The organism is Hymenobacter lapidiphilus, assembly GCF_013377885.1.
In the GTDB taxonomy this organism is placed as follows: Bacteria; Bacteroidota; Bacteroidia; order Cytophagales; family Hymenobacteraceae; genus Hymenobacter; species Hymenobacter lapidiphilus.
On record NZ_JABKAU010000005.1, the window covers coordinates 89,897 to 114,845 of the forward strand.

25 protein-coding genes are annotated in these 24,949 nt (G+C 61.2%); 11 read left to right on the plus strand and 14 right to left on the minus strand.

Annotated features, from left to right (window positions below; genetic code table 11):
- Positions 1 to 79: 79 nt before the first annotated feature.
- Positions 80 to 565 carry a DinB family protein gene (locus HW554_RS03990; RefSeq protein ID WP_176907058.1) on the minus strand — a complete coding sequence of 162 codons (486 nt, stop codon included), beginning with the start codon at positions 563 to 565 and terminating at the stop codon, positions 80 to 82.
- A gap of 188 nt (positions 566 to 753) precedes the next feature.
- On the opposite strand from HW554_RS03990, the gene HW554_RS03995 reads away from it, so the two are divergent.
- The 3 genes from HW554_RS03995 (at position 754) to HW554_RS04005 (ending at position 2,633) form a co-directional block, all read left to right on the plus strand.
- A complete protein-coding gene (locus tag HW554_RS03995) occupies positions 754 to 1,014 on the plus strand; it encodes a hypothetical protein (protein WP_176907059.1) in 261 nt (86 codons plus the stop codon).
- Positions 1,015 to 1,119: 105 nt separating this feature from the next.
- Complete coding sequence (locus tag HW554_RS04000; RefSeq protein ID WP_176907060.1) at positions 1,120 to 2,013, plus strand: aspartyl protease family protein; 894 nt, start codon at positions 1,120 to 1,122, stop codon at positions 2,011 to 2,013.
- Between the two features lie 86 nt (positions 2,014 to 2,099).
- Positions 2,100 to 2,633 (plus strand): YfiT family bacillithiol transferase, encoded by a 534-nt coding sequence (locus HW554_RS04005; protein WP_176907061.1) that lies wholly within the window; start codon positions 2,100 to 2,102, stop codon positions 2,631 to 2,633.
- A 100-nt stretch (positions 2,634 to 2,733) separates the two neighbouring features.
- Here HW554_RS04005 and HW554_RS04010 read toward each other — a convergent pair whose 3' ends face one another.
- Positions 2,734 to 3,177 (minus strand): DUF3592 domain-containing protein, encoded by a 444-nt coding sequence (locus HW554_RS04010; RefSeq protein WP_176907062.1) that lies wholly within the window; start codon positions 3,175 to 3,177, stop codon positions 2,734 to 2,736.
- Positions 3,178 to 3,275: 98 nt separating this feature from the next.
- Between HW554_RS04010 and HW554_RS04015 the strand changes: the two genes are divergently transcribed.
- Complete coding sequence (locus tag HW554_RS04015; protein ID WP_176907063.1) at positions 3,276 to 3,740, plus strand: SMI1/KNR4 family protein; 465 nt, start codon at positions 3,276 to 3,278, stop codon at positions 3,738 to 3,740.
- A 65-nt stretch (positions 3,741 to 3,805) separates the two neighbouring features.
- On the opposite strand, the gene HW554_RS04020 is transcribed toward HW554_RS04015, so the two are convergent.
- From HW554_RS04020 to HW554_RS04055, 9 genes are all read right to left on the minus strand, one after another.
- Positions 3,806 to 8,926 carry a DNA repair ATPase gene (locus HW554_RS04020; protein ID WP_176907064.1) on the minus strand — a complete coding sequence of 1,707 codons (5,121 nt, stop codon included), beginning with the start codon at positions 8,924 to 8,926 and terminating at the stop codon, positions 3,806 to 3,808.
- 45 nt (positions 8,927 to 8,971) lie between these two features.
- Positions 8,972 to 9,349, minus strand: coding sequence for a DUF3592 domain-containing protein (locus tag HW554_RS21155; RefSeq protein ID WP_449405188.1), 378 nt, complete (start codon positions 9,347 to 9,349; stop codon positions 8,972 to 8,974).
- An 83-nt stretch (positions 9,350 to 9,432) separates the two neighbouring features.
- Entirely contained in the window at positions 9,433 to 11,607 is a 2,175-nt protein-coding gene (locus HW554_RS04025) for a flotillin family protein (protein ID WP_246285093.1), read from the minus strand.
- A gap of 277 nt (positions 11,608 to 11,884) precedes the next feature.
- Positions 11,885 to 12,292, minus strand: coding sequence for a PH domain-containing protein (locus HW554_RS04030; RefSeq protein ID WP_176907065.1), 408 nt, complete (start codon positions 12,290 to 12,292; stop codon positions 11,885 to 11,887).
- A gap of 48 nt (positions 12,293 to 12,340) precedes the next feature.
- Positions 12,341 to 13,009, minus strand: a complete 669-nt coding sequence (locus HW554_RS04035; RefSeq protein WP_176907066.1) for an OB-fold-containig protein — start codon at positions 13,007 to 13,009, stop codon at positions 12,341 to 12,343.
- 75 nt (positions 13,010 to 13,084) lie between these two features.
- Complete coding sequence (locus HW554_RS04040) at positions 13,085 to 13,276, minus strand: hypothetical protein (RefSeq protein ID WP_176907067.1); 192 nt, start codon at positions 13,274 to 13,276, stop codon at positions 13,085 to 13,087.
- A gap of 36 nt (positions 13,277 to 13,312) precedes the next feature.
- Positions 13,313 to 13,519: a hypothetical protein gene (locus tag HW554_RS04045; protein ID WP_176907068.1), complete on the minus strand. Its 207-nt coding sequence runs from the start codon at positions 13,517 to 13,519 to the stop codon at positions 13,313 to 13,315.
- 24 nt (positions 13,520 to 13,543) lie between these two features.
- The gene (locus tag HW554_RS04050; protein ID WP_176907069.1) at positions 13,544 to 14,272 is read right to left on the minus strand and encodes a PspA/IM30 family protein; all 729 of its coding nucleotides are present in this window, start codon (positions 14,270 to 14,272) and stop codon (positions 13,544 to 13,546) included.
- A gap of 53 nt (positions 14,273 to 14,325) precedes the next feature.
- Positions 14,326 to 14,745 (minus strand): YbjN domain-containing protein, encoded by a 420-nt coding sequence (locus HW554_RS04055; protein WP_176907070.1) that lies wholly within the window; start codon positions 14,743 to 14,745, stop codon positions 14,326 to 14,328.
- Positions 14,746 to 14,947: 202 nt separating this feature from the next.
- Here HW554_RS04055 and HW554_RS04060 point away from each other — a divergent pair, with 202 nt between their 5' ends.
- The 3 genes from HW554_RS04060 (at position 14,948) to HW554_RS04070 (ending at position 18,647) form a co-directional block, all read left to right on the plus strand.
- On the plus strand, positions 14,948 to 15,751 hold the full coding sequence (locus HW554_RS04060) for an XRE family transcriptional regulator (protein ID WP_176907071.1): 804 nt from the start codon (positions 14,948 to 14,950) through the stop codon (positions 15,749 to 15,751).
- A 578-nt stretch (positions 15,752 to 16,329) separates the two neighbouring features.
- Positions 16,330 to 18,090: a urocanate hydratase gene (gene hutU / locus HW554_RS04065; RefSeq protein WP_218134584.1), complete on the plus strand. Its 1,761-nt coding sequence runs from the start codon at positions 16,330 to 16,332 to the stop codon at positions 18,088 to 18,090.
- A gap of 17 nt (positions 18,091 to 18,107) precedes the next feature.
- Positions 18,108 to 18,647, plus strand: coding sequence for a hypothetical protein (locus HW554_RS04070; RefSeq protein ID WP_176907072.1), 540 nt, complete (start codon positions 18,108 to 18,110; stop codon positions 18,645 to 18,647).
- 113 nt (positions 18,648 to 18,760) lie between these two features.
- Here the strand turns inward: HW554_RS04070 and HW554_RS04075 are convergent, their stop codons facing one another.
- Positions 18,761 to 19,648, minus strand: coding sequence for an ion transporter (locus HW554_RS04075; protein ID WP_176907073.1), 888 nt, complete (start codon positions 19,646 to 19,648; stop codon positions 18,761 to 18,763).
- 141 nt (positions 19,649 to 19,789) lie between these two features.
- Here HW554_RS04075 and HW554_RS04080 point away from each other — a divergent pair, with 141 nt between their 5' ends.
- The gene (locus HW554_RS04080; protein WP_218134585.1) at positions 19,790 to 20,188 is read left to right on the plus strand and encodes a YkvA family protein; all 399 of its coding nucleotides are present in this window, start codon (positions 19,790 to 19,792) and stop codon (positions 20,186 to 20,188) included.
- A 32-nt stretch (positions 20,189 to 20,220) separates the two neighbouring features.
- On the opposite strand, the gene HW554_RS04085 is transcribed toward HW554_RS04080, so the two are convergent.
- Positions 20,221 to 21,150, minus strand: coding sequence for an NmrA family NAD(P)-binding protein (locus HW554_RS04085; RefSeq protein ID WP_176907074.1), 930 nt, complete (start codon positions 21,148 to 21,150; stop codon positions 20,221 to 20,223).
- Between the two features lie 444 nt (positions 21,151 to 21,594).
- Here HW554_RS04085 and HW554_RS04090 point away from each other — a divergent pair, with 444 nt between their 5' ends.
- The 3 genes from HW554_RS04090 to ctlX all read left to right on the plus strand — a co-directional run bounded on the left by HW554_RS04090 (position 21,595) and on the right by ctlX (position 23,277).
- Positions 21,595 to 21,834, plus strand: coding sequence for a hypothetical protein (locus tag HW554_RS04090; RefSeq protein ID WP_176907075.1), 240 nt, complete (start codon positions 21,595 to 21,597; stop codon positions 21,832 to 21,834).
- A 208-nt stretch (positions 21,835 to 22,042) separates the two neighbouring features.
- Positions 22,043 to 22,234, plus strand: a complete 192-nt coding sequence (locus HW554_RS04095; RefSeq protein ID WP_019949498.1) for a cold-shock protein — start codon at positions 22,043 to 22,045, stop codon at positions 22,232 to 22,234.
- 116 nt (positions 22,235 to 22,350) lie between these two features.
- Positions 22,351 to 23,277, plus strand: coding sequence for a citrulline utilization hydrolase CtlX (gene ctlX, locus HW554_RS04100; protein ID WP_176907076.1), 927 nt, complete (start codon positions 22,351 to 22,353; stop codon positions 23,275 to 23,277).
- 137 nt (positions 23,278 to 23,414) lie between these two features.
- Here ctlX and HW554_RS04105 read toward each other — a convergent pair whose 3' ends face one another.
- Positions 23,415 to 24,938, minus strand: coding sequence for a malate:quinone oxidoreductase (locus HW554_RS04105; RefSeq protein ID WP_176907077.1), 1,524 nt, complete (start codon positions 24,936 to 24,938; stop codon positions 23,415 to 23,417).
- Between the last annotated feature and the right edge of the window lie 11 nt (positions 24,939 to 24,949).

Sequence of the window (24,949 nt, forward strand, 5' to 3'; positions counted from 1 at the left end):
AGGTAAGCCGTGTAAGAAGCCCGGCCGGCCGCAAGTGGCCCGGAAACCCCTACCTGGCCGCGTGGCTGCGTTCCGGGCGTTACGCCCAGGCTCCGAGTGATTGGCGCACGAGCACGATCTGGCCTACGTGGTAGGCATTGTGGTCGGCGATGAGCAGGGCCTCGCGCAGTAGGTTCTGGCCGGTGCCGTGGGGCAGGGGCGCGAGCAGATTGGGGGCATGGCGCAGGTGTTCCAGAAAACGAGTGCGGTCGGCTTTCAGTACCCGGAGGGTGGCTTGCCAGGCCGCCGCATCGGCGGGCGGGGTGGGGGCCGGGGGCCAGTAGCCGGCCGGAAACTCGGGCGAGACGTGGGCCGGGTTCAGGCAGAACTCCACGATGTCCCACTGGGCAATGCGCAGGTGCTCGGCCAGTTGCCAGATGGTGTGCGGCAGTCCCGGCACCGTAGTATTGATGAGCGCCGGCGTGAGGCCAGTGCAGGCATCTTCGAGCGAGACGTGGGCGTTGCCTTCGGTCAGCAGAAAGTCCAGCTCATCGAGCAGGTCGGGGGGAGTAGGGACGTGGTTCATGGGTGGTAGGAGCGTGTTGCCTGCGTTCTGCGGGGCAGTTTGTTGAAAAGCGGCGATGCAACGCAAGTAAGAGCGCAATTTAGGGGGCTTCAAGGTCCGGCCACCAGCCCGGGCTGAATGGCGAAACGCGGCCCGGGCTGGTGGCCGGACTGAAGTTGCAACGCTTATCTCATACATCCCCCTACTCTATGAAACCCTTCCTCCTGCTGGCCCTGCTCTACCTGGCCAGCCTGGCCCCGGCCCATGCCCAAGCGCCCCTGGGCGTTAAGCCCCTCGACCAGTTCTTTGCGGCCGTCGAGGGGAAGTCGGCGGCCCCGCTCCAGCCCTACCTAACCGATGAAACCCGGGTCGATCAGCTTCCGGCCGCTTACACTGCGCAACTGCTACCCCAGCTGCTGGCGGCAATTGGCCCGGTGAGTGGCGCGCGGCTGGTTCGCCAGCAGCCGTAAGGCGAGAACACGCGCTACGTCTGCGCCCTCACCCGCAAGGAGCAGGAAAAGGAGTACGATTTCCTGCTGACGCCCGCCAACAAGTTTCTGGAGCTGAACCTGGGCATGGCCCAGGCGAAAAAGATTGACACCAAGTTCAGGCCCGAAGACCTGGCCCTGCCCCCGCGCCTGACGGCTCCCATCAAACTAATTGACGGCCTGATGGTGGTGGAGGCCGAAATCGACGGACGGCGGGGGGCGTTTTTCCTCGATACGGGGGCTTCCTCGTTCGTGCTCAACAAGGCGCGGTTCGCCATGCCTGGCACGATGGCGGCCCCAAACCCCACTGCGCCCATGGGCGTGAACGGTTCGGTGGGGGCCATGTCGTACTACCAGGTGGGCCGCTTCGATTGGGAGGGGCTGGGCTTTCAGAACAAGGAGGTGCCCACCGTCGACCTGACGCAGGTGGAGAAAAAGTTGAACGGGACGCCCCTGCTGGGCATCATCGGCTACAACCTGCTGAACCAGTACGCCCTGACGCTCGACTACCGGGCCGGCCGGGTGGAGCTGCGCCGCCCCGGTACCGAAGATGCGGCCGCAACCGCGGCGGCCGTCCCGTTGCTCACGGTGCCATTCACGCTGCGCGGCCACCTGCCGGTGCTGCCCTTCACGCTAGCCGGCCAGACCTACGACCTGGCCCTCGACACGGGGGCCCAAAGCAACCTGCTCGACGAGCAGCTGGCCCCGGCCCTGGCTTCCAGGTTGCGCAAAAGCAGCCAGGCCACGCTGGCCGGGGCCGGCAGCGCCACCCGGCAGGTAGTGCAGGGCCAACTGCCCGAAATGCAGCTGGCCGGAAAGCTGGCCTTCCGCCGGCAGCGAACCGTATTTTCCGACATCTCCCACCTCAACAAAACGCCCGGCGCAGCGAGTATCCAGGGCATTGCGGGCTACCCCATGCTCAGCCAGTACCGCACCACCATAGATTACGTAAATAAGCAGCTGATCCTGACCAGTTGGTAGTGGGAGGGGAACGGGGCGTTTGGGCCCCGGGGTAGCTGGCCGCGCCCTGCGGGCGAACCTGCCCGGGCGGTGGCGGTTGACTGCTTATGGAACCTCCCTTCATCGACCGCCAATACCCCATCAGCAAGGCCCCCGCACTGCCCGAACAACCCCTGACGGCTGCCGAGCGGGCCGGCTACATCGAGCAGCTGGCGGCGCTGCCGGCCCAGCTCATGGCCGCTGCCCGCCGGGCCGGGGGCGTAGCCCTGGAGCAGCCCTACCGCCCCGGCAGCTGGAGCGGGCGGCAGGTAATTCATCATGTAGCCGATGTGCATCTGAACTTTTACCTGCGCTACCGCCTGGCCCTCACCGAGGACAATTCCACTATCCGGGCCTTCGATATGAACGCCTGGGCCGCGCTGCCCGACAACGACGCGGTGCCCGTTACGGTGTCGTTGGCGCTGCTGGAGGCGTTGCATTCGCGCTGGGTCACGCTGCTCTGGCACCTCACCGACGCCGAGTGGCAGCGCACCTTCTACCACCCGCTCTACGACCGCACCTACTCCCTCGATCAGGCGCTGGTGCAGTACAGCTGGCACGGCCGCCACCACGTAGCGCATATCGGGTTACTGGCGGCATAGCGCGACGGTTCGTTGGGCTGGCTGCCTCGGTTAATTAATAGGTATTCAATCCGCAATGAGAGGCCGAGTAGCTGCGCTCCTCAATTGGCGACATGAACAATCATATTTGGATCAATACTGACCAGCCAGCGTAGCCAATGGCCCCCACGCCGGCCAGCATAGCCACGACGTCCAGCAATGGCCGGAGCGAAGAGTCTGGCAGAAAATCGTCGGGCCCATCAGGGTGGTAGCGTAGAGGTAGCTCGTGCGGCTGTTGGCCATAGTACACCGGATTCAAAGTGAAAATGGTCTGGCAAATCCGGCGGCCGTCGTGGGTGGTGAAGCGGACGGTGGGAAAGAAGCTAAACGGGTCTAATTGGCTGCTGTAACTATCGTCGGGGTCGAATGATTCGGTGACGGTGCCACTAACGAGCCCGGTAGCCGGCCGGCCGTGGCGGCGCATGTAGCGGCAGCGGAGGCGGGTGGCGTTGCCCCAAACCTGGGCCCCCGCGCCGGCCAAGAACCACAGGATGCTGTGGACGTCCGAAGTGGGTGTCAGGCCCATATCAGTAACAGGAGAGTTGTTTGGTGCGGGGTACAATCATATTATAGTAGTCAAGAGGCTTATGGGAAGTCTATATTACTCACTCAAACCTTCGCCACATGATTTTTCTGACACAAACAGATTTCAATAGACTGGAACAGGAGCTACGTGTAGAGCTTCCTGTGTATTACAAGAATTTTCATTTACAGGAGACAGAGCTTATTCAGAAAATGCGGCAAGGGCCACTCACTGATCAAGAGCACCTTTCACTAGCAACTGATGCGGAGTGGCTTCTTCAAACGAACAAAGAAATAGGTGTACCGAGGCAAGTAGGGCCGTGCCGGGGAAAGTTTTGCATTGGAACAGATGGGGGCGGCAATGATTTTTTTATCAGTCTGGAAACCTCTGCTGACACGACAGTTTATCAGGCCGCGCATGATGGGTTTCCCCGGGAAGAAATTTATGACGAGGAAATAGATGATTTTATCTGGTCGCACGAAGGCTTGCATATGGGGCAAGACTTGAAAGATTTCGTGAAGCAAGACATTCAGGCAAACAAAGAATATGAAGAAAACCAGGAGTAGAGCATTGGCGTCAGATTAGGTGCACTCCGCATCGCTTAACATGCTCCTTTCTTTATGAATGCTTGTCATCCTCCCTTCAACGCCTGCCGAATCCCGCTCAAACCGCCTGTAATGCCCTCCAGCTTCTCCAGGAGTTGCAGGAGCTGGCCGGCACCGGAGTTGCGGATGTTGGCTTGGAAAGTGGTTTTGATTTCCTGCCAGCGGGCGGCTTCGGCGGGGGTGAGCCAGCCGAGCAGTTCGCGCAGCTTAAGCAGGTTGGATTCGGTGGCGCTGGTCAGGGTTTGGGCCTCGCTGGCGTAGTGGGCGGCCAGCAGGTCGGTTACCTCCTGGTCGTTCATTATGGGGCGCACCTTTTCGGCCAGCTTGTTCATGTTGCGGTAGGAGCCCTGGAGCTTGAACGGCGGCTCGGTGCGGTAGGCGTCGGCCTGGGCGGCGCTGGCAATGTAGGCGGTGTTTACCTTGGCTACCACGTCGCGCAGGCGCAGCAGCTGGCCCAGTACGGCCACGTACTCGTTCAGCTCCTCGGGCGAGTGGTTGCCCTCGAAGGTGAGGCCCTCGGCCGAGCCGGTTTCGGTTAGGCGCAGCAGCGCCGGTACGTCTTGGGGGCTTTGGGTGGCCAGGCGGGCCAGGGTGGGGTGGCTGGTGAGGGCGTTTTCGAGGTAGGAGAGGCGGAACGCGGCTTCGGAGCCAGCCGTGAGGATGTCGCCGAGGTTGTAAATGTCGGCGCGGTTGGCCAGCATGTCGGGCAGCTGGAACACGTCGCCGCTTTCGGTGTAGGGGTTACCGGCCATCACTACGGCCACCTTGCGGCCCCGGAAATCGTAGGTGCGGGGCCGGCCGCGGTACACGCCCTCAATCTGGCGCTGGGCGTCGCAGAGCGAGATGAACTTCTGCAAGAACTCGGGGTGGCAGTGCTGGATGTCGTCGACGTAAATCATCACGTTGTCGCTCATCTCGAAGGCCAGGTTGAGCTTCTCCAGCTCCTGCCGCGCCCCGGCGTTGGGGGCTTGGGCCGGGTCGAGGCTCACGACCGAGTGGCCGATGGCCGGGCCGTTGATTTTCATGAAGATGAGCCCCAGCCGGTTGGCCACGTACTCCATGAGGGTGGTTTTGCCGTAGCCGGGGGGCGAAATCAGCAGCAGCAGGCCCATCAGGTCGGTGCGCTTGCCCTCTCCGGCCGTACCAATCTGCTTGGCCAGGTTGGCCCCAATCAGCGGCAGATACACCTGGTCGATGAGCTGGTTGCGCACGAACGAGGTGAGCACGCGCGGCCGGAAGCTCTCCAGTCGCAACGCCGCCGTAGCCTCGGCCACCCGCTGCTTCTTCAGCGCCTGAAACCCCTCGAACTGCGGCACCAGCTGCTGGTTGTAGCGCAGCAGACGGCGGCGGAAAGCGGGGAAATCGAGGTGGTAGCTGGTGCCATCGACGCGCGGGTGGGTGCCCTGGAAGCCGGTGAGGGTTTCGCGGGTAGGCGTGGGCACAATGCGGGCGGCGTCGAAGGAGTCGGTTAGGAGTAGCAGGGCTACCTCGGTTGCGCTGCTTGTGGACCCCTCCCCCGTCCCCTCCCCAAAAGGGAGGGGTGCGTTCTGATGATTAGTTGATTCTGTCGCGGCGGCAAAGGAATTTGGCGCCTGACTCCCCTCCCTTTTGGGGAGGGGTTGGGGGAGGGGTCTGGCCGCCTGTACCCACTGCCGCACCAGCGCAAACTGGGCCACCGGCTGCCCCGCCAGCGCCGCCACCGACTGCCCGAACAGCTCAGTGGCCCGCCGCTCCTGGAGTTGCTGCTGGAACTGCCGGTACAGGTCGGCCGCCTCCTGGGAAATAGGGAAAGAGTTGTCAGTTGTTAGTTGTTGGTTGTTAGGGCTGGGTTGGTTATTGTCCTGCTTCCTGATTTTGACTGGATCGGAGACATCTACTGGCTCAACAGGAAGACCATTTTTAACTTTTGATTCTTCATTTTTAATTAGCGAAGCGAATAGAAATTCCCCCGCTTCTTGTACTTCGTCAAGCGTGAAAAGGCCGGTTTGCCGGGCGAACTGCTCCACGGCGGTTTGCAGCTCGGCTTGCAGGGCGTCGAACTGGCGGGAGTCGGGGAAAACCTGGAGCAGCGTGCTGATGCCCTGCAGCTGGCGCTGCCAGTGGGTGCGCTGGGTGGGGTCACAGAAGCGGAGCCAGAACAGGGCGGCGGCGGTACGGGTGTCGGCGGGGTAGCGGAGCAGGTCGGCGGTGCGGGTAAGGCGCACCAGGGCCGTCAGCAGCCGGGCCGCGTCGTGGTCGTGCACGCCTTTGAGGTAGCCCTCGGCGTAGCGCGGGGCCATGAATTGCTGCACGTAGCTCAGCAGCTCGCCCTCGCTCAAGTGGGCCATTTCCGCCACCGACAGCACGGTGGTGCGGCCGGCTTCGGGGTTGGCGGGCGTGGGGTGGTGGGCCGCCTGCAGGATACGCCAGGCCAGAAACTCGGCCCGGTACACGTCGGGGCTTTCCGATACCACGGTCTGGTCCCACACCGGGCGGGCCGCCAGCAAGGCTTCATCCTCGATGGGCTGGAAGAAGTTGGTGCCGGTGAGGTGGTAGAACAGCGCGTTGTCGCGCTGCACCACGGTCAGCTCCAGCGGCTGGGTGTTCACGGTGAAAGCGTAGGGGCCGAACTTGATGGTCTGGCCGCCGTCGGCGTACAGGTCGGCCCGGTCGCGCAGCTGGCGCACGGCGTTTTCGCGCAGGGTTTTCAGGCGACTCTGCACATCGTCGGCCTTCACCGGGTCGCCCAGTTCGAGCAGCTCGCGGGCGGTCTGGCGCACCTTCTCCACCATCAAATCGGCCGCGAAGTAGCCCCCGATATCGGCTACCGATTCGAGGCGGGCCAGCCGGGTTTGCACCGCCTTCAGCAGCCGCTCGGCGCTTTGCAGCAGGGCAGAGGCACGCTGGTTGCGGGCGGCTACCAGGGCCACTTTCTTGGCTTCAAACGCCTCTACCACCTGCTCGCGGCGGGTGGTCAGCTGGTCGAGGAACTGGTCGAAGTCGGGGAAGCGGCCTTCCAGTTCTTCGAGCTGCACCATGAGCTTGGTCAGGTACTCGTCGCACTTGGCAGGCGTATCGGCCAGGTCGAGGTAGTTGGTGAGGGCCTGCTCCAGCAGCTTGAGCTGGGCCGTAAACTCGGCCTGGGCTTCGGTGCCGGCCAGCGCCTGCCGCCGCCGCTTCAGGGCCGCCCGAATCTGGTTGAAGCGGGCGTACACCGTCGAAATCCGGTCGATGATGGCCGTGGTCTGGGTGGGGTCGGAGATGGGCAGGTTGCTGACCACGTCAATCAGCAGCTCCAACTCCTGGGCCAGCGCGGTGGTTTCCCGCTCCCGCTCGTCGGCCTCCACGGTTTTGGCCACCTGCTCTACCCCATCGGATATGGTTTGCACGCGCTGCTCGTAGGGGGCCAGCGCGTCGTCGCGGAGCAGAAACTCCACGGTCTGGCCGGCCACTTCCTGGGTCAGCGTTTCGAGGGTGGCCGCGCGCTCCTCCACGGCCGGCAGCTCCACGTAGCGCAGCTCCTTGAGGCCCACCACGGCCCCGCGCACGGCCCGCAACTCGCCCAGCAGTTGCACGAAGCCGGTCACATCGTCGGGGGCAGCCCGGCGGATGCGGTCGGTTAGCTCGGTGGCCTGCTGAAAAACGTCCTGGGTTTGCTGGACGGTGCTTTTGCGGATGCTGCGCACCTTCTCAAACTCCTCCACGGCGGCGGTGGCGGCCTGGCGGATGTCGTTGAGCGGGGCGGCCAGGTCCTGGGCGGCGGGCTCGCGCAGCCAATGGTAGGCGTCGGTGAGGGCCGTAGTCTGGCGGATGAGGTCGAGGTAGAGGCCGGCGTATGAATCGTCCTTGCCCGTGAGCGTGAGGACTTCCTGCACCTCGCTCATGGCCCGCACAATCTCCTTGTTGCCGAGCTTGTATAGGTAAGAGTCGGAGGTAACCGGCAACTCAAAATCCGGCCCGGTAAACGGCGTCTGCCAGATTTGCACCGCGTGGTGCTTCTTGGGCTCCTCGTCGGTGCGGAAGTAGCACAGCTCCCCGTTCTCAAACACCGCGTAGCCGTGGCACACGATGGGGTTGTCCACGCGCTGGGCAATGCGGTTGTAGCTCAGCAGCAGGTACAGCCCCGAGTCCTTGTTATAGAACACGTACAGGAAATCCTCGCCGTTGGGCGAGGCCAGGCGCTTCTCGAACAGCATGTCGCGCAGGCCGTTGTCAAACAGCTTGTTGTCGCCGGTTTGCAGGTAGAAGCCGTGCGGAAAAATCAGGCCCTGGCCGTCGGGTAGCAGCACGCAGGCATCGGCCAGCGCATCGAGGCGCTGGGCCTTTTTGAGCTTGTAGTTGAAGATGAAGTAGCGGTACTGCTGCTCCTGGTAGGGCCGGATTTTGAGTAGCACCAGGTTGCCCACCACCGCGTAGTAGATTTCCGAGTCGTCGAGGGTCTGGTCCTTGTCATCGACCGGCTCGCTCAGAATACCGCGCCCGGTGGCAGTGTTGTCCTCCACTTTGATGGTGAGGTCGCCGCCCACGGTTTCCACGAATACCTTGTCTGCTATGCTCACATGCGGGTGTCGGCCGCCGCGGTGCATGTCGCGGGTGGCGCGCTGCCAGCCAAATTCGTGCTGGGGCGGAAACCCGTACTCGTGGTCGGAGCGGTTGTCGAGGTAGGTCAGCGTGTCGCCGCGCATGAGCCACTTAAACGTCTTCACATCCGAAGAGCCCTTGCCAATGCGGAACACCATGAACAGGTGCGGCCCGAGCACGGCGAACTTCACGAACTGGGTGTTCTTGTAGTAGCGGTACAGGTTGCGGAACTCCTCCTCAAACCTGACATCGGCCAGCAGCTCCAGCCCCAGGGGCCGGAAATCGTGGTCCTGGTACTCGTACACCCCGAACACGTCGGCCAAATCGGGCTCGGCCTTGAGGCCCAGTACCACGTTGTAGCCGAAAATGAACCGCCCGCCCACCGGCACCAGGTCCCAGGCCACGCAGTTGTACTCGGTGCTGATGCGGCCGGTGCCAATCAGGCGCGTATCCACGGCCCCGAACACCTGCTTGCGCTCAGCATTGAGCAGTTCGAGGCGCTGGCGCAGGTCGGTGCCGGCGGCTTGCAGGCGGTTACGCAGGATTTCGTAGGTGCCGGTTTCGAGTTGGGTAGCTGGAGCTTCCATAAGAGGGCAAGGCACGAACCCTTGCAAGAGAAAAAGGACTGCTGGTTAGTTGGTTGAAGGTCGTAACTTGGCCTTCAGGGTAGCATTAGCTGGGTCTGATTTAGCATAGATGACGGCAGTAGTATCGCCTTTTGCGTGGGTGCGTAAAAACGTTCTGGGTACCCTCGTTCTAAAGGAATACTTCACGCCGCCAACTGTATACCGCACGGATACGCGTCGGCCCTTGTACCTTCTTACCCGGGTGATGACGCCCGTGGCATATCCCGGGTTTTTCAGGAGCGACTCGCGCTTCTCCGCAATATCCGTTTTGATGAAGTGGATGAGGCCAGCCAATAAGGCAACACAGAAAGCCAGGCCGAGAATAATACCCACTACTTGCCGGCGGGTTGTTTGCGGTGGATTGGGAGAATCGGGTGCGTGCATGGGCAGGTAGCCAGGGCCAGCTCCCCACTTCAGATGAAGCGGAGAGCTGGTTTCTAACGTTTAGCTTAAAGAATTGTCAGTTTTTACTTCAGCTCCAGCATCCGCACCATCGTATCCCCAATCCCCAACGCTTTAGCGGTGCTAGTAAGCTGCTTAATAGTGCTCCGCGTAGCGTCGTCGTTGGCCTGGCTCATGAGCTTAAGCAGCAGCGCCGACACGCTCAGGTTCTTCATATCGTCGGAGCTCAGGCCGAACTGGTCGACGAAGCGGCGCAAGTTGGCTTTGAAGTCTCCGCCGCCGTTGCCGTCGTCGCCGAAGAAGGTGTCCTTCACGGTGCCCAGCACTTCGGAGTTGTGCACGGCGCGGTCGACCATTTTGCCCTTGGTGATGGAGCCGATAATCTGGTCGAAGAACATGGTTTCCCCGCCCACGATGTCGATTTTGGCCGCCTTGAGGGCCTCACCAATAACCTGGGCCTGCGAAGCGGCAATATCCTTCTGGATGCTGATCTGGGCCAGCTCGATGGACTTATCCTTGTCGAGGCGCAGCTTGAATTCCTCGTGGTCTTTGCCTACGCCGTCGAGCTTGCGCATGGCATCGGCCTTGGCCTCGATACCCTTGGCTTCCACGGCGTACTTCTGCTCCGACACGGCGGCCTCGGCCAGACCTTTTTTCTGGTCGGCATCGGCGCGGGCCTGGATGATGTCGGCGTCGGCAATGCCCTTTTCGCGATTCACCCGGGCCGCTACCATCCCCAGCTTCTCATCGGCTTCGGCCTGGGCGCCGGCCTTCACCTGAATACCCTGGGCCTCGGCCGTGGCCGTTAGCTGGAGCACGTTGGCTTCCGACTCGCCCTCCTTCTGGCGGGCGGCGGCTTTGGCCTGCATTACCTGGGCCTCAGCCATGCCGACGGCGGCGGCTTTGCTGGCCTCGGCTTCGGCCAGCGTACGAATGGCCGAAGCCTTGAACTCGGCAGAAGCCTTCTCGGCCTCAGCTTCAATGAGGGCCTGCTTGCCGCGGAACTCGGCGGCCTGGCGCTCCATATCGGCCGTACCCACCAGGTTCACGCTGGCGGCTTCGGTTTCCTGGCGAGCGGCCGTGATGGCCACCAGCTTCTCGCGCTCGGCCAGGGCCTGGGCGCGGGTATCCTTAATTTTCTCCTCCTCGATTACCGTGGCTTTTTCCACCGTAATCCGCTCGCGGATAATGGTCTGGATATTCTTTTTCTCTTCTTCCAGCGCCTTTTCCTTCTCAATCTGAGCCAGGGCTACAATCCGCTCCCGCTCGTTTACTTCGAGGGCTTTGGCCTGGGCCACGCGCTCGGTTTCCACGGCGTCGGTGCGCTCCTTGTTGCGCTCGGCCACTATTACCTGACGGTCGCGGTTCTGCTCGGCAATGCCTACTTCCTCCTCGGTCGAAATCCGCGCCCGCTCCGATTTCAGCATTTCCTCCTGCTGCACCTTGGCCGACTCGGCATTTTCGCGGGCCCGGATGTTGGCCACTTCACGCTTCTGCTTTTCCTGGTTTTCGATGAGCTGCTTTTCCAGTTCCAGAATGGTTTCCTGGGCCTCTACGTCCTGCTTCTTAATGGTTTTCTGCTTCTCGCGCTCAATCGAGTTGGCCTGGATTTTCTGCTCCGAAGTCAGGGCAATAATCTTCTTAATGCCCTCGGCATCGAGGATATTGTCCTGGTTGAGAGCCGTGAGCGGGGTTTGCTCCAGGTAATCAATGGCGCAGTCGTCAAGTACGTAGCCGTTGAGGTCGGTGCCGATGATGGCCAGGATTTGCTGCTTGAACTGCTCGCGGGAGTTGTAAAGCTCAATGAAATCGAAGTGCTTGCCCACGGTTTTCAGGGCCTCCGAGAATTTGGCGTCGAACAGGTTTTCCAGCGCCAGTGGGTCGGAGGCGCGGTGCGCGCCGATGCTCTGGGCTACGTTAATCACGTCCTGCGGCGTCTTGTTCACCCGCACGAAGAAGTTCACCTTCACGTCGGCCCGCAGGTTGTCTTTGCACACCAGCCCCTCGGAGCCGGCCCGCTGAATGATGATGGTTTTGAGCTTGATGTCCATCACCTCCAGTTTATGGAGCACGGGCACCACGATAATTCCGCTGAACGACACCTTCGTGTCGCCCATGCCGGTGCGTACCAGGGCCTCGCCCTGCACGGCTTTATTGTACATACGGGCCACAAAGGCCACAAACCCGAGCACAAAAACGGCGATGATGACAAGCACCACCAATGAAAGTTGATCAATCATGAAAATAGAGAGTAGGAGTGTTTCGGAGAGTTAGAATTTGTTGGGTGCCTTGGGGAAGTTTTTTGGGGGGGGGGAGTAGGGGCGGAGTTTGCCCCCGCCCGCCGGTTTCCAGGGTCGTTGAATGAAACCAAGTAGTTTCGTTTAGGCGGCGGGCAGGAGCAAGCCCCGCGCCTATGTCAGCAGCCAGTCGGCCAGCCAGTTGAAGAAGTCGGCGAGCAGGCCGTCGAGCAGCACGTCGCCGAGCCAGCGCAGGCCTTTCTGGAGAAGATGGAGCAACTCAGTCATGGCGGATAGCGGGGTTTAGTTGCAGCAATGCGGCCAGGAAGCCGGCGCGGTCGGCTGGCGAAATCATTACCGAGCGGTACTTACCATAATGGATTTTGAGCCGGTCGAGGGATAGGGCGGGGGAGCTGAAGGGACTGCGAGTGGGCAGAATAGACGTGATATCCTGTACCGGCACCCGCCACACCAGCGGGCCCGACACGACGCGCAGCAGCTGTTTCTCGGGCTGCAGTTCGTAGTAAGTCCGGCGCAGCAGCCACAGGAAAAGTGCCAGCGCCGCTACCATCGTCAGCGCATCCAGCCACGTCTGCGCCACCGCCGCATATACGCCGCTGCCAACCAATAGGGCTACAATAGGTCCGAATAGCCACCAGCTGATTTCGGACGGGAATATCTGTTTCATGTTAGAATAGGGGAGTAGTTAAATAAGGTTCTGGTGCTACTTAGTGCCTTAGGGCGTCAGCTCGAATGGTTCTATCAGGTAGCAGCGGCGCAGCTGGTCGTAGTCGATGATGAGGGCCGTGTCGCCTTTGCGTAGTTCGGCCGACTGCGAGGCGGCTCGCACATTAAGCATAAGTGGAGCGCCCTTGCGGAGCCGGACGCTGGCCTGGCCCAGCTGTTCGTGGGTGGCGGGCAGCAGCAGCGTGCACACCTTGCCCAGCGGCGAGTTGGTGCCTTCCGATTCTTGCTCCAGCGCGGCAAACAGGCTTATGAAAGGCGTAGTAAGCACTTTTGCTATCAGCAGACTGCCCACCAGCAACGGCACGAGCAGCACCGCGCCCACCAGCAGGCCCTCGTTACCCAGGTAGTGGTTGGCCAGAATACTGCCCACCCACCAAGGCAGCACCACAAAGCTCACGAATACCATCAGCGGCACCCGCTCCAGGTTGAAAAAGACCAGTACCGAGTTCAGAAACGAAGTACCCAACTCATGTGCGTGCGCTCCGGTGTGGGTATCGGTGTGCAGATCGGCGTGAGAATCGGCCTGTACGCTTAAATCCAGCGACTTGAGGTCGAGCAGGCCCAGCAGCACCGTAAGCCAGTACAGCAACACCAGCACCAGCAGGCCCGTGGGGAGCAGGCTGGCCGGCGCAACGGCCGCGTGGAGCAGTTCTTTCATCAGGAGAGGATTAGCGGCGGGAAGGTACGTGAATCGGGGTGGCGGCCAAGGGTGCCGGTGGTTTTAGCGAGGCGGCTATGAGTGGTTCTGCTCGTTTTCCTGCTGATTGCGGCGGTAGCGTACAAAGCCCGCCGCCAGAAAGCAGAATCCAAAAATCATTAGCGACGGAGCCCAGCGCATATTTGCCCCATCAATAAAGCGCAGGCCCGCACTGGTCAGCAGTATTAGCGTGGCCAAGGCAAAGAACAAATTAGGAGAGCGTGTCATGAAGGAAGGGTAAATAAGAAAAAACAGGGGTAGCTGCTAGCGGCCCGGCTGGGCCTCCAATTCCTCAATTCGCTGCCGCAGCCGGCGGTTGTAGCGACTCTGGCCATTGAATTCAAGGGCCGCGCCTATCAGCATTAGGAAGTAGGCCTGCTCCAACTCGATGACGTGGGAAACCCGCGCCAGGGCCGAGCCTAGAATGAGGGCAACACCGAAGTAGAATAAGAACTTTTCGAGGGTCGTCATAGCACTATCGATAAAGGGCTTTCCTTACAATTCAGAACTGCCAAGCTGCTTCTGCATGCCCAGCTTGGCCTTGAGGGCCGCCAGATCGGCTGAGGCCTGGCCGCTGCCGTCGGCGCCCAGCGCCTTATCAATTTCCTGGTCCACCGACTTGCTTTCGTTGGCTATCTGACCATACGATTCGGCCAGGGCTTCCTCGGTGGCAATCTTCTCCTTCATCCGCTCCAGCAGGTTCACCGTGCCCGACGAGTCGAGCTGGGCCAGCTGCTGGTTGATGGTTTTGGTGGCCGTGCTCACCGTCACGCGGGCTTTCAGCGTCCGCAGCTCGTTGTCCCACTGCGAAATGGTCTGCTTGAGTTGCTGCACATTCTGGTTGAGCTGGCTGGCCGAGGCTTCGAACTTCTCCTGGTCCTGGCCAGCGCGGGTGGCCTGGGCTTCGTGCTGGGTTTTCTTGGTCAGTGCCTCGGTGGCCAGGCGGTCGGCGTCGGCGGTTTCCAACTCCTGGCGGTTGGCCTTTTGGAGCAGCAGCACGGCTTTGTTCTCGTAGTCGAGGGCTTTGCTGCGGGCGGTTTCGGCGTCGTTGCGGCTCCGGATAGCCAGGGCCTTTACTTCGGCCAGCGCGTGCAGGGCCTTGTCGAGGTCCTCGCGCAGGTCGCGCAGGCCCTGCTCGGTCATTTTGATGGGGTCTTCGAACTGATTGACGGCCGAATGGGCTTCGGCTTGTCCGATTTTGAAGAGACGATTGAGAAAGCTCATGATAGTGGGGTTTATGGGGTCTGGGAACTGGAAGGACTAAAAAAGAGCTTTAGCTAAGCCTCCAACTTCTCGGGGATTCCTTTTGAAAATTCAATCAGCTCGTCGCCAAACTCGCTGAGTACCAAGGCCAGGGAATTGAGCACGGCTTCGAGGGCCGCACGGTCCAGAATATCAAGCTGGAGTGTGTCGCGGTAGATGACCTTGAGGCCTGACTCGTCGAGCACGAAAGCCCCGTGGATGATGTCGCGGTTTTTTTGGAGCAGGCGCTGGTAAACGGTGCAACTCGCAGCGGGTAGTTCCAGCAGGTACTGCTCCATAATGAGTAATGGCTCGCCGCAGCCCAGCACCAGGTGATGAATGCCCAGCTCCGGCCGGCTTACTACGAGCAGGCTGGCGGCTTCATCTTGATGGTGTACATCGAAGCCCAGCTCCAGTAAGTAGGTGTGTAGCAGCGTGAAATAAGGGGTAGCCATAGCAGAGTGGGAGAGAAAAAGTAGAGAGCAAACAACTTAGGCAATTCGGGCGGATTGTTGGGCTGGCAGCTCCTGATGTTTCGCGTAGCTCAAAAAAGTAGCAGCCAGATTGAATGACCGTTGGGATTGTGGTAACTTTACGATGCAATAGTAAGCAAAGTTTGCTATATGCTCAAAGTTTGAGCTAAAAATATTTTCGTCTATGTCGTACGTTGGCAAGAACATCCGGAAGATAAGAACCGTCAAAAAGCTCAGTCAGGCCGCTTTTGCGGAGCTTTTTGGCTTGGCACGGCCCAGCGTGGGCGCTTACGAGGAAGGAAGGTCGGAGCCGAAAATGGAGACGCTGCTGCAGATTGCTCAGCATTTTGGCTTGTCAGTGGATTTGCTACTCACGAAAGAGCTGACCATAAATGAGCTCTATCGGTTCGATATTTTCAAGTCCCAGGAGTCGGTGTTAACCAAAGCCGATGCGCCCGCCGCCGCCGCGCTGGCCGATCAGCGGCCCCAGCTCACGCCCTACGTGCCTCAGGCCCGACTGCTCGAATACATCGTTCGCCACCACGATTCGGCCTTTATCGACGCGCTGCCTCCGCTCACGTTCCCGCACCAGCTGGGACCCGCCACCCGCGCCTTCGACCTCAACGGCCCCGACATGGCGCCCACCCTGCGCCACCAGGACGTGCTACTCTGCTGCCGCGTTGATAAGGTGCTGCCTCGCCTGCACAGCGGCCGGGTGTACGCCCTGCTCACCCAAAGCCGCCTGCTGGTGCGCCGCCTGCAGGAGCAGCTGCCCGGCCAGGTGCTCAAACTACGAGCCGACAACCCCGACTATCCGCCCCAGGATTTCCACCTGCCCGAAGCCCTCGAAATCTGGGAGGTACATGGCAGCTTCAGCACTTACCTGCGCCGCCCGGCCCTGCTCGAAGAGCGCGTGGCTCTGCTCGAACAGCAGCTTGCACAGCTGCAAACCCGCCTGGAAGAGGGCGCGTCAAGCAGCCCGGCGTAGCGCCGTAATGGGTGCTTCAATAGGAAGCCAAACTGACCTAAACGAAAACCGACGCGGAGCCAGAGCGCCGCGTCGGTTTCAAGGAAAGCAAAAATAGCCCGCAGCCGATGTAGCTGCAGGACACTAAAAACCCGGCTGCTGGGCCGGGTTAGAACTGGGATGTTGCCGAATTTAGCTCTGGGGACTAGTAGTTGTAGTGCGGAATAGGGCTAGTACTTCGTCGGTGAGAGATACGCGGGGGGTAGACTGCGGCCGATTGGCAGCGCCAACCAGTAGTAACGCGAAAAGGAGGAAAAATCGAAGGAAATTGGTAAAACGTTGCATGCTAGAGTAAGGTGCGAATCGGGTCAGCCGGCCCCATTGGAGGGCCGTGCTGCTGCTTACGGCAAAAGTAAGGCTTCGGATGTTGGCCTGCTGGTATAAACTGACGAACCGGGTCTGATCCGCTGCCAAAGACGAAATAAAGCCGCCAGCCACTTTCGGCAGCCCGTGTATGCTATGCTGCCGGCTGGTGGCAGCCGGGCTAAAAGCAATATCTTGCTGATGCGCTCCGCGTGCCCACTTGTTGCTCCCTCGTCATGCCTCAATCTGCCCTGCAAACTCCCGAGCTCAACCTCGAAGCCACCTCGAAACTGGGTGCCGTGGCAGCTTCTGGCCGGCCCATGTACTACGAGTATCAGCCCAAGGAAACTGTGAAGGCCCAGCATGGCATCACGCTGCGCTGCAAAACCTGGGAAGCTGAGGCTGCCTTGCGGATGCTGGAAAACAACCTCGACCCGGCCGTGAGCCTCGTGTACGACGAGCTGATTGTATACGGCGGGGCCGGCCGCGCCGCCCGCAACTGGAAGGAGTACCAGACTATTGTGCGCACGCTCAAAAACCTGGAGCCCGACGAAACCATGCTCGTGCAGAGCGGCAAGGCCGTGGGCGTGCTGCGTACCTGGGCCCACGCCCCGCGAGTGCTCATCGCCAACTCCAACCTGGTGCCTGCCTGGAGCACCCAGGAGCATTTCGATGAGCTGGATAAGTTGGGGTTGATGATGTACGGGCAGATGACGGCCGGCTCCTGGATTTACATTGCCACCCAGGGCATTCTGCAGGGCACCTACGAAACCTTCGCCGCCGTAGCCGAGCGCCACTTTTCGGGCACGCTGGCCGGCACCGTAACCGTAACGGCCGGCCTGGGCGGCATGAGTGGGGCCCAGCCTCTGGCCGTTACCATGAACGACGGCGTATGCCTGGTAATCGAGCCCATTGATGAGCGCGTGAAGCAGAAGATGCGCGAAGGCTACCTCGACGAGCAGGCCCACGACCTCGACCACGCCCTGGAGCTGTGCGAGCAGTACCGGCAGGAGCGCAAAGGCTGGAGCATCGGCCTTACCGGCAACGCCGCCACGGTGCTGCCCGAGCTGCTGGAGCGTGGCTACAGAATCGATATTGTAACCGACCAGACCTCGGCCCACGACTTGCTCGACTACATTCCCGAAGGCGACATCGACGCGGTGCTGCAATTGCGGAAAGACAATCCCGCCGAGTTCCGGCGTCAGGCGCTGGCTTCCATCATGAAGCACTGCCAGGCCATAATCGATATGCAGACGGCCGGCGCCGTGGCCCTCGACTACGGCAACAACCTGCGCGGCCAAGCCGAAAAGGGCGGCCTGAAAGTGCGCGACGAGCAGGGCCAGTTTCTGTATCCCGGCTTCGTGCCCGCCTACATCCGGCCGCTGTTCTGCGAGGGCAAGGGCCCCTTCCGCTGGGCGGCCCTCTCCGGCGACCCCCAGGATATTCTGCGCATCGACCGCGCCCTGCTCGAAACCTTCCCCGACGACAAGCTGCTGGCCCGCTGGATTGAGAAGGCCCAGGCCAAAGTGCCGTTTATCGGGCTGCCGGCGCGCGTGTGCTGGCTGGGCTACGGCGAGCGGGAAAAGTTCGGCCTGGTCATCAACGACCTCGTGGCCCGGGGCGAAGTGTCGGCCCCCATCGTCATCGGCCGCGACCACCTCGACTGCGGCTCAGTGGCCTCGCCCAACCGCGAAACCGAAGGCATGAAGGACGGCTCCGACGCCGTGGCCGACTGGCCCCTGCTCAACGCCCTGGCCAACTGCGCCTCGGGCGCCGACTGGGTGAGCCTGCACAACGGCGGCGGCGTAGGCATCGGCAACTCCACCCACTCGGGCATGGTGATAGTGGCCACCGGAACCCCCGAAAAAGCCGAACGCCTCAAACGTGTTTTGACAACTGACCCCGGCATGGGCATATTGCGCCACGCCGACGCCGGCTACGAACTGGCCCAGCAGGTAGCCCGGGAGCGAGGCGTGCAGATTCCGGCAATGGAGTAATTCTAACCACACATTATATGCAAGTCAATTTAGCGGAGCTAAGTTGGGAGGATGTGAAGAAATGCATCTATCCGGCCGATGGCTCCTTGCCAGATACATATGTTTTGGAAACAACCCGGGACGAGTGGCGGCGGTGGGCAGATTTTGTGAATAGCAACTATCCGGTGAAGTACTTTCCTGGTGACGGACACGAGGGCGTAGAAGTAGAAATAAATATGCCAGCCGTATTCAAGTACTGGGATAGTAACGACAAGGATGATAGCGTGCCGCATGCCAGCATCCAAGTTGGCGGGGTAAGGGTGAATTGTTTTTTTCTAAGCGAGGATATTATTGATGGCGACATTGACCCGCGCGATGTCCGTTCGAGCATCGACCATGACCATTTGATGCGCTATCTGACCAGTATCTCCCTGTTATTAGGTAAGCGAATTGTTCTGCTGAGCGAAGGCACGCAATTCAGTACTGGCACACCCACCGGGTTCGACCCCGAGCCTTTGTTAACCATAGATGGAGAACTGGTGTCTGCGCACATCTGGTGGCCAAGGCTCAAAGCGTGAATCTTGCTGTCTAATGATAATTTTGGTGGCCTATACTCTCAGCAAATGGAGCGTTAACCATGCAGATCAAGTGCTATTCAGCTCTAAGTACTTATCCGCTACCTAAACCACCTTTATACCGCGCCGCCGCAGTGCCAGCAGAACGCGGCGTCGGGGCGGTGCCCCTCGGCCTGGCAGCGGGAGCAACGAGCCTGTTTGTAGGCCGGAGCGGCCAGCCCGGCGGTGGTTCCGGCTACTGGTGGGGTGGCGCCAGCGGCCGGAACCGCCGCGGCCTGGCTGCGCGACATCTGGGCCGACACAATGCCGGTGGGCACGGCAATAATGGCGTAGCCCATAATCATGAGCAAAGCGGCCAGCGTCTGCCCCAGCACCGTTACGGGCGAAATGTCGCCGTAGCCCACTGTCGTTAGCGTTACTACGGCCCAGTACACGCTTTTCGGGATGCTGGTGAAGCCATTTTGGCCCCCTTCGAGCACGTACATAAACGTGCCCATCAGAACGGTCAGCGTCAGGACCGACGATAGAAACACCAGAATTTTGAAGCGGCTGGCTTTCAGGGCATTCAGAATGAATTCGCCTTCCCCAATAAACTGCCCCAGCTTGAAAATGCGAAACACCCGTAGCAGCCGCACCGTGCGCACTACCAGCAGGTAGTGGCTGCCCGCCAGCACCAATACCAGCAACGATGGCACAATGGCTACCACATCAATCAGCCCTAGCCAGCTTAGTGCGTAGCGCAACGGCCGCCTCACAATCAGCAGCCGCACCAGGTACTCGACCAGAAACACCACCGTAAACACCCACTCCACCACCCGTAGCGCCGGCCCGTACTGCGCATTGATGCTGCTCACGCTCTCCAACATCACGGCCAGTACGCTCAGCAAAATGGCCAGCAGCAACAGGATGTCGAACAGCTGGCCGGCTCGCGTATCAGCCTCAAAAACGACGCGGTAAATGTTTCGCTTCCAGATCGGAGCGGTGGGAGAGGGGCGGTTTTCCATAAGCGCAAACGGTGATGCCGTAAAGCTACGGCGACCAACCGAAAGCCTGCTGACGGCTTACCGTACTGGTTTGCGGCCAGTACAGCGCGTTCTGCCCGGTGGCCAACGCACAGTTTTCAGGCAGGACGGCTTACCTTTCCGATGATGTTTACCAACCTCAAGAGCCGCGCCCGGGTCCTCAAAACCGAACTGGTGGCCCTCTACTACGCTGCTCGCGACCCGCGCACGCCCTGGTATGCCCGCCTGGTGATGGTGGCGACGCTGGCCTACGCCGCCAGTCCCATCGACCTGATTCCTGATTTCATCCCCGTGTTGGGCTACCTCGACGACCTGATACTGGTGCCCGCGGGCATAGCGCTCAGTATTAGGCTGGTGCCGGCCGAGGTGATGCGGGAGGCCCGGGAGCGGGCAGCTGCTACGCCCGTTTCCCGGCACGCCAATTGGCTGGTAGGCACCGTGGTGCTGGTAATCTGGCTGATAGCGCTACTGAGTGTGGGCCGGCTCGGGTGGGCGTGGTGGCAGGCGCGGCAACAGCCGTAAGCCGGGCCGTTTCGGTCGTGGCGCCGGCCCGCCTACCGGTTCGCCGCCAGCAGGGCCCGTACCGTCGTCCACTCCAGGCCCGGGTAGCGGTTGTTGTCCAGGGGGCCCTGCAGCTTGGCGTCGCCGCTGAGCATGTTGCGCAGGTACTGCATGCCCTGCCAGGGCGGAAACACGTCGTTGGGGGCCGGAACCATTGTTTTGGTAATGCTGATGAGCGTACTTAGCAGGCCCAGCCCGCCGGGCCGCAGCAGCCGATAGGGCCGGCCGGTGGCGGCACTGGCGGCCTCGCGCAGTTGCCGGGGGCTGGCTACTTCGCCGGCCACGCGCAGGTAGCGGGGTGTGGTGGGGTCGAGGGCGGCAGCGGCCGTAAAGTCGGCCGTGTCCTGCATGGTGGTCAGGTCGAGGGGCTGGTCGGCGTTGCCCCAGTACAGCACCAGCCGCGGGCCGGCCAGCACTACCGGTGCCGTGCCCCGCAGCAAATCCATGAACATGCCGTTGAGCACCGAAGTAGCCCGGATGGGCGCGTTATCGAGCCGGCGGGCAAACTCGCGCCGCAGGTCGAAGTTGCGGTTCGAGCCCTCTGACACCCGGGTGAAATCGGCCGAAAAGTCGGATGGAATGAAGCGCGGTACGCTGGCCGCCACGGCCGCATCGAGCAGCCGGCCCTGGGTTTCCACTATAATATCGCGCAGCCCGTTGAGTGCCGATACTACGCAGCCAGCCCCCTGGCAGGCGCGGGTCAGGTCGGCGAGGCTGCCATAGTCCACGGCAACCACCTGCACCCCCTGCTGCCGCAACGACTCGGCTTCGGCCCCGCTCAGGCTGGCCGGGCGTACTAGTGCCCGCACCTCGGCTCCGCGCCGGCGCAGCTGGTGGGCAATAAGCAAACCCAGCGCCCCGGTGGCCCCGGCCAGTACAATTAGCGGCGAGTTGGCCGGAGCGGAAGTGGTTGGTTCAGTCATGGAAAACAAAAAGCTGTAGCAGGAGTGGAGCGACAGCGCAGGCAAGGCCAAGTGTGACCTTCGCAGCACCGAAGCGAACAGCTGCTTTACCCGGCCGGCCCCTATAAAGTTGTTGCTCCCGCCGCGGCTGCCTCAAAAACCGTCGCCACAACTGGGCCCACCCAATCCATTTGCTGGCGTATGCAAACGATGCTCGCCAGTTTCACTGGCCCGTTCCATACCCATGTAGTGTTGAGCCCAAGCTGCGGAGGTCGGTGTAAGGGCGGGGCGGCTTGTCCCCGCCCGCCGTTCGTGCCGCTGCAACGCTAATCCTCCAACGGGAATCGTTCAACGGCGGGCGGGGACAACCGAAGGACAGCGCAGCTAAGCCCCGCCCCTACACCGACCTCCGCAACTTAGGTAGTTGACTGTTGGCCGGTAACTTGGCCCTAGCCGCCCTGATATATGGTGTTGCGGCAGCCGGGCACCACCGGCCAGGGCTTCTACAACTACACCATTCGGGTGCTGGAGCGGCTGGGCCGTGCAACCGGCCTGGGCTACGTGCTGGTTTCGTTGCTGATGGGCGTGCTCATTCCGGCGGTGGCGGCTGGGCTGCTGCTGCCGCGCCGCCGGGTACTGCTGGCCTGGGTGGGGCTGCTGGCGCTGCTGTTGGGCTATTTTATGGTCGGCACGCGCCTCGTCTGAAACGGCCGAAGGTGGTCCTGGGTACCCCAGTGGCCGCAATGCTGGTTTATAACAAATAACCTGTCGAGTACTTCCAAAAAAAAAGTCTATCTTTAGCACGTTAAAAGGCAAATTGCCAACGAGTCCTCAACTCAACTCAGCCCGCCTGAATTGAGCCAATACGTCCCGCTGCTGCTTGCTTTATCATCTCCACCTCCTTCCAAGCATCATGCAGACGGGAACCGTAAAATTTTTCAATGAGACCAAAGGGTTTGGTTTCATCAACAACGCCGAAACCGGCGAAGACATCTTCGTACACGTAACCGGCCTCATTGACGAAATCCGCGACAATGACAAGGTAGAATTCGAAGTAGAGCAGGGCCGTAAGGGCCTGAACGCCGTTAAAGTGCGTCGCGCTTAGCCTACCCTACTTTTTGTAGTTGCAAAAAGCACGCTCCAGCTAGGGGCGTGCTTTTTTGCGCTCTGTAGTAGGGCGGTAGGATGAATTTGCAGGGCCGTTCTCCGTAGTTTAGCCCCATGAAGCAAGCAGCCTCCACCGTATTTGTCGTCCGGCCCGCCCGGTTCGGCTTCAACGCCGAAACGGCCGAATCCAACCACTTCCAGCAGGCCTCCACCAGCCTGAGCGCCGCCACTGCCGAGGCCCGCGCTGTGGCCGAGTTCGAGGCCCTGGTTGATACCCTGCGCAGCCGGGGCATACAGGTGCGCGTGTTCGACGATACGCCCGCCCCCGCCAAGCCCGATGCCGTGTTTCCCAACAACTGGCTTTCGCTGCACGCCGATGGCCGCGCCGTGCTCTACCCCATGTGCGCCCCCAACCGCCGCCCCGAGCGCCGCCCCGATATTGTGGCGGCCCTGGGCCAGGAATTTGGGATATCCGAAGTGCTTGATCTGTCGGGCGCGGAGGCGGAAGGCCGGTTTTTGGAAGGCACCGGCAGCATTATTTTCGACCATGAGCACCGCCGCGCCTATGCCGGCCGCTCGGCCCGCACCGAGCCGGGCCTGCTGGCCGACGCCTGTGCCCGCTTGGGCTACCAGCCGGTATCGTTCCGGTCCGTCGATGGGCGGGGGCAGGAAATCTACCACACCAACGTGATGCTCAGCATCGGGCCCGGCTTTGCAGTGGCCTGCCTCGAAAGCATTGTGGATGCGGCCGAACGCCGCGCCGTGGTAGACTCGCTCACCGAAACCGGCCACGAAATCGTGCCCATTTCGCTGGCCCAGGTGGCCTGCTTCGCCGGCAACATGCTGGCCCTGCAGCCCGTGGGCGGCCCCGTGCTGCTGGCCATGTCGCAGAGCGCCCACGACTCGCTCACGGCCGAGCAGCGGCAGCAGCTCAGCCGCCACGCCGAGCTGCTGCCGCTGCCCATCCCCACCATCGAAACTCTGGGCGGCGGCAGCGTCCGGTGCATGCTGGCGGAGGTGTTTCTGCCCGAAGCCGTTTAAATTGTAGCCGGCTAAATTGAGTGGCCGGCGAGTAAAAGGACATGATGTGCCTGTTGTCACCCTTCTACTACCAACCAAAACGAGCCTGCCAATTCCGGCGGGCTCGTTTTGGTTGAGTCGTTGATCGGGCGCAGGCGCTAGGCCTCAATACCCAGTTGCTGCGGCGTTACCAGCCCTAACACGGTGCTGGTATGGGTGCGCGTCTGGTTCACCAACTCCGGCTCATTGGCCAGCTGGTGGCCCACGGTGGGTACCATCTCGCGAAATTTTGCCTGCCACTCGGGCGCGGCCGATTGCGCGGGAAAGCACTTCTGCACCAAATTTAGCATGATGCTGACGGCGGTGGAAGCACCGGGCGAGGCCCCGAGCAGCGCGGCAATGGAGCCATCGGCGGCCGTAACCATCTCGGTACCGAATTCGAGCACGCCGCCTTTTTCCTTATCCTTCTTGATAACCTGCACGCGCTGGCCGGCAATGGCCAGCTCCCAGTCCTGGGCCTGGGCATCGGGCAGGTACTCGCGCAGGGCCGCCAACCGGTCGTCGGGCGACTGTACGACCTGCTGGATGAGGTATTTGGTGAGCGAGAGGTTCTTGAGGCCGGCCATAATCATGGGCTTCACGTTGCCGAATTGGATGGAGGCCGGCAGATCGAAGTAGGAGCCCGTTTTCAGGAACTTGGTACTGAAGCCGGCATAAGGGCCAAACAGCAGCTGCTTTTCACCATCAATCACGCGCGTATCGAGGTGGGGCACCGACATGGGCGGCGAGCCTACCGAGGCCTTGCCGTATACTTTGGCGTTGTGGCGGGCAATAACGGCCGGGTTAATGCAGCGCAGCCACTGCCCGCTTACCGGGAAGCCTCCGTAGCCGTTGGCCTCCGGAATGTCGGACTTTTCGAGCAGCGGCAGCGAGCCGCCTCCGGCCCCAATGAATACGAACTTCGCCCGCACTTTCAGCTCGGCACCCGTTTCGAGGTTTTTAGTTTTCACGCCCCAGGTGCCGTCAAACTTGTGGCGTAGTTTTTCCACCTCATGATGGAAGTGCAGGGTCACACCCGGCTTTTCCTGCAGCAGGTAAAACATGCCGCGGGTCAGGGAGCCGAAGTTAACGTCGGTGCCCAGGTCCATGCGGGTAGCGGCCACGGTTTGCTCGGCGTTGCGGCCCTCCATCACCAAGGGCATCCAGTTCTCAATTTCAGCCCGATCGTCGCTGAACTGCATGCCCTTGAACAGGGCCGATTCGGTGAGGGCCGCGTGGCGCTTGCGCAGGGATTCCACGTTTTCGCGGCCCATCACGAAGCTCATGTGTGGGATGTAGTTGATAAACCGCTCAATTTCCTTGACATCGTACTTTTCCGTCAGAAAGGCCCAGAACTGCTTGCTCTGCTCGAACTGCTCGGCAATTTTGAGGGCTTTGCTGATGTCGATGGAGCCATCGGGGCGCTCGGGCGTGTAGTTCAGCTCGCAAAAAGCCGAGTGGCCGGTTCCGGCGTTGTTCCAGGCATCGGAGCTTTCGGCGGCGGCCACATCGAGGCGCTCAAAAATAGTGATGGTCAGCGTTGGGTCTAGCTCCTTGAGCATCAGGCCCAGTGTGGCGCTCATGATGCCGGCACCAATCAGGACTACGTCGGTGTCGGGCAGGAAAGGGGTAGTAGAGTTCATAGGGAAAGAGG

Bases quoted from the DNA above. Each gene is read 5' to 3' on its own strand.
- HW554_RS04020 (WP_176907064.1), bottom strand. From the start codon at position 8,926: ATGGAAGCTCCAGCTACCCAACTCGAAACCGGCACCTACGAAATCCTG.
- HW554_RS04075 (WP_176907073.1), bottom strand. From the start codon at position 19,648: ATGGAAAACCGCCCCTCTCCCACCGCTCCGATCTGGAAGCGAAACATT.
- HW554_RS04060 (WP_176907071.1), top strand. From the start codon at position 14,948: ATGTCGTACGTTGGCAAGAACATCCGGAAGATAAGAACCGTCAAAAAG.
- HW554_RS04005 (WP_176907061.1), top strand. From the start codon at position 2,100: ATGGAACCTCCCTTCATCGACCGCCAATACCCCATCAGCAAGGCCCCC.
- HW554_RS03990 (WP_176907058.1), bottom strand. From the start codon at position 565: ATGAACCACGTCCCTACTCCCCCCGACCTGCTCGATGAGCTGGACTTT.
- ctlX (WP_176907076.1), top strand. From the start codon at position 22,351: ATGAAGCAAGCAGCCTCCACCGTATTTGTCGTCCGGCCCGCCCGGTTC.
- HW554_RS04095 (WP_019949498.1), top strand. From the start codon at position 22,043: ATGCAGACGGGAACCGTAAAATTTTTCAATGAGACCAAAGGGTTTGGT.
- HW554_RS04000 (WP_176907060.1), top strand. From the start codon at position 1,120: ATGGCCCAGGCGAAAAAGATTGACACCAAGTTCAGGCCCGAAGACCTG.
- hutU (WP_218134584.1), top strand. From the start codon at position 16,330: ATGCCTCAATCTGCCCTGCAAACTCCCGAGCTCAACCTCGAAGCCACC.
- HW554_RS04030 (WP_176907065.1), bottom strand. From the start codon at position 12,292: ATGAAACAGATATTCCCGTCCGAAATCAGCTGGTGGCTATTCGGACCT.
- HW554_RS04015 (WP_176907063.1), top strand. From the start codon at position 3,276: ATGATTTTTCTGACACAAACAGATTTCAATAGACTGGAACAGGAGCTA.
- HW554_RS04085 (WP_176907074.1), bottom strand. From the start codon at position 21,150: ATGACTGAACCAACCACTTCCGCTCCGGCCAACTCGCCGCTAATTGTA.
- HW554_RS04010 (WP_176907062.1), bottom strand. From the start codon at position 3,177: ATGGGCCTGACACCCACTTCGGACGTCCACAGCATCCTGTGGTTCTTG.
- HW554_RS21155 (WP_449405188.1), bottom strand. From the start codon at position 9,349: ATGCACGCACCCGATTCTCCCAATCCACCGCAAACAACCCGCCGGCAA.
- HW554_RS04070 (WP_176907072.1), top strand. From the start codon at position 18,108: ATGCAAGTCAATTTAGCGGAGCTAAGTTGGGAGGATGTGAAGAAATGC.
- HW554_RS04080 (WP_218134585.1), top strand. From the start codon at position 19,790: ATGATGTTTACCAACCTCAAGAGCCGCGCCCGGGTCCTCAAAACCGAA.
- HW554_RS04055 (WP_176907070.1), bottom strand. From the start codon at position 14,745: ATGGCTACCCCTTATTTCACGCTGCTACACACCTACTTACTGGAGCTG.
- HW554_RS04045 (WP_176907068.1), bottom strand. From the start codon at position 13,519: ATGACGACCCTCGAAAAGTTCTTATTCTACTTCGGTGTTGCCCTCATT.
- HW554_RS03995 (WP_176907059.1), top strand. From the start codon at position 754: ATGAAACCCTTCCTCCTGCTGGCCCTGCTCTACCTGGCCAGCCTGGCC.
- HW554_RS04025 (WP_246285093.1), bottom strand. From the start codon at position 11,607: ATGATTGATCAACTTTCATTGGTGGTGCTTGTCATCATCGCCGTTTTT.
- HW554_RS04105 (WP_176907077.1), bottom strand. From the start codon at position 24,938: ATGAACTCTACTACCCCTTTCCTGCCCGACACCGACGTAGTCCTGATT.
- HW554_RS04035 (WP_176907066.1), bottom strand. From the start codon at position 13,009: ATGAAAGAACTGCTCCACGCGGCCGTTGCGCCGGCCAGCCTGCTCCCC.
- HW554_RS04040 (WP_176907067.1), bottom strand. From the start codon at position 13,276: ATGACACGCTCTCCTAATTTGTTCTTTGCCTTGGCCACGCTAATACTG.
- HW554_RS04050 (WP_176907069.1), bottom strand. From the start codon at position 14,272: ATGAGCTTTCTCAATCGTCTCTTCAAAATCGGACAAGCCGAAGCCCAT.
- HW554_RS04090 (WP_176907075.1), top strand. From the start codon at position 21,595: ATGGTGTTGCGGCAGCCGGGCACCACCGGCCAGGGCTTCTACAACTAC.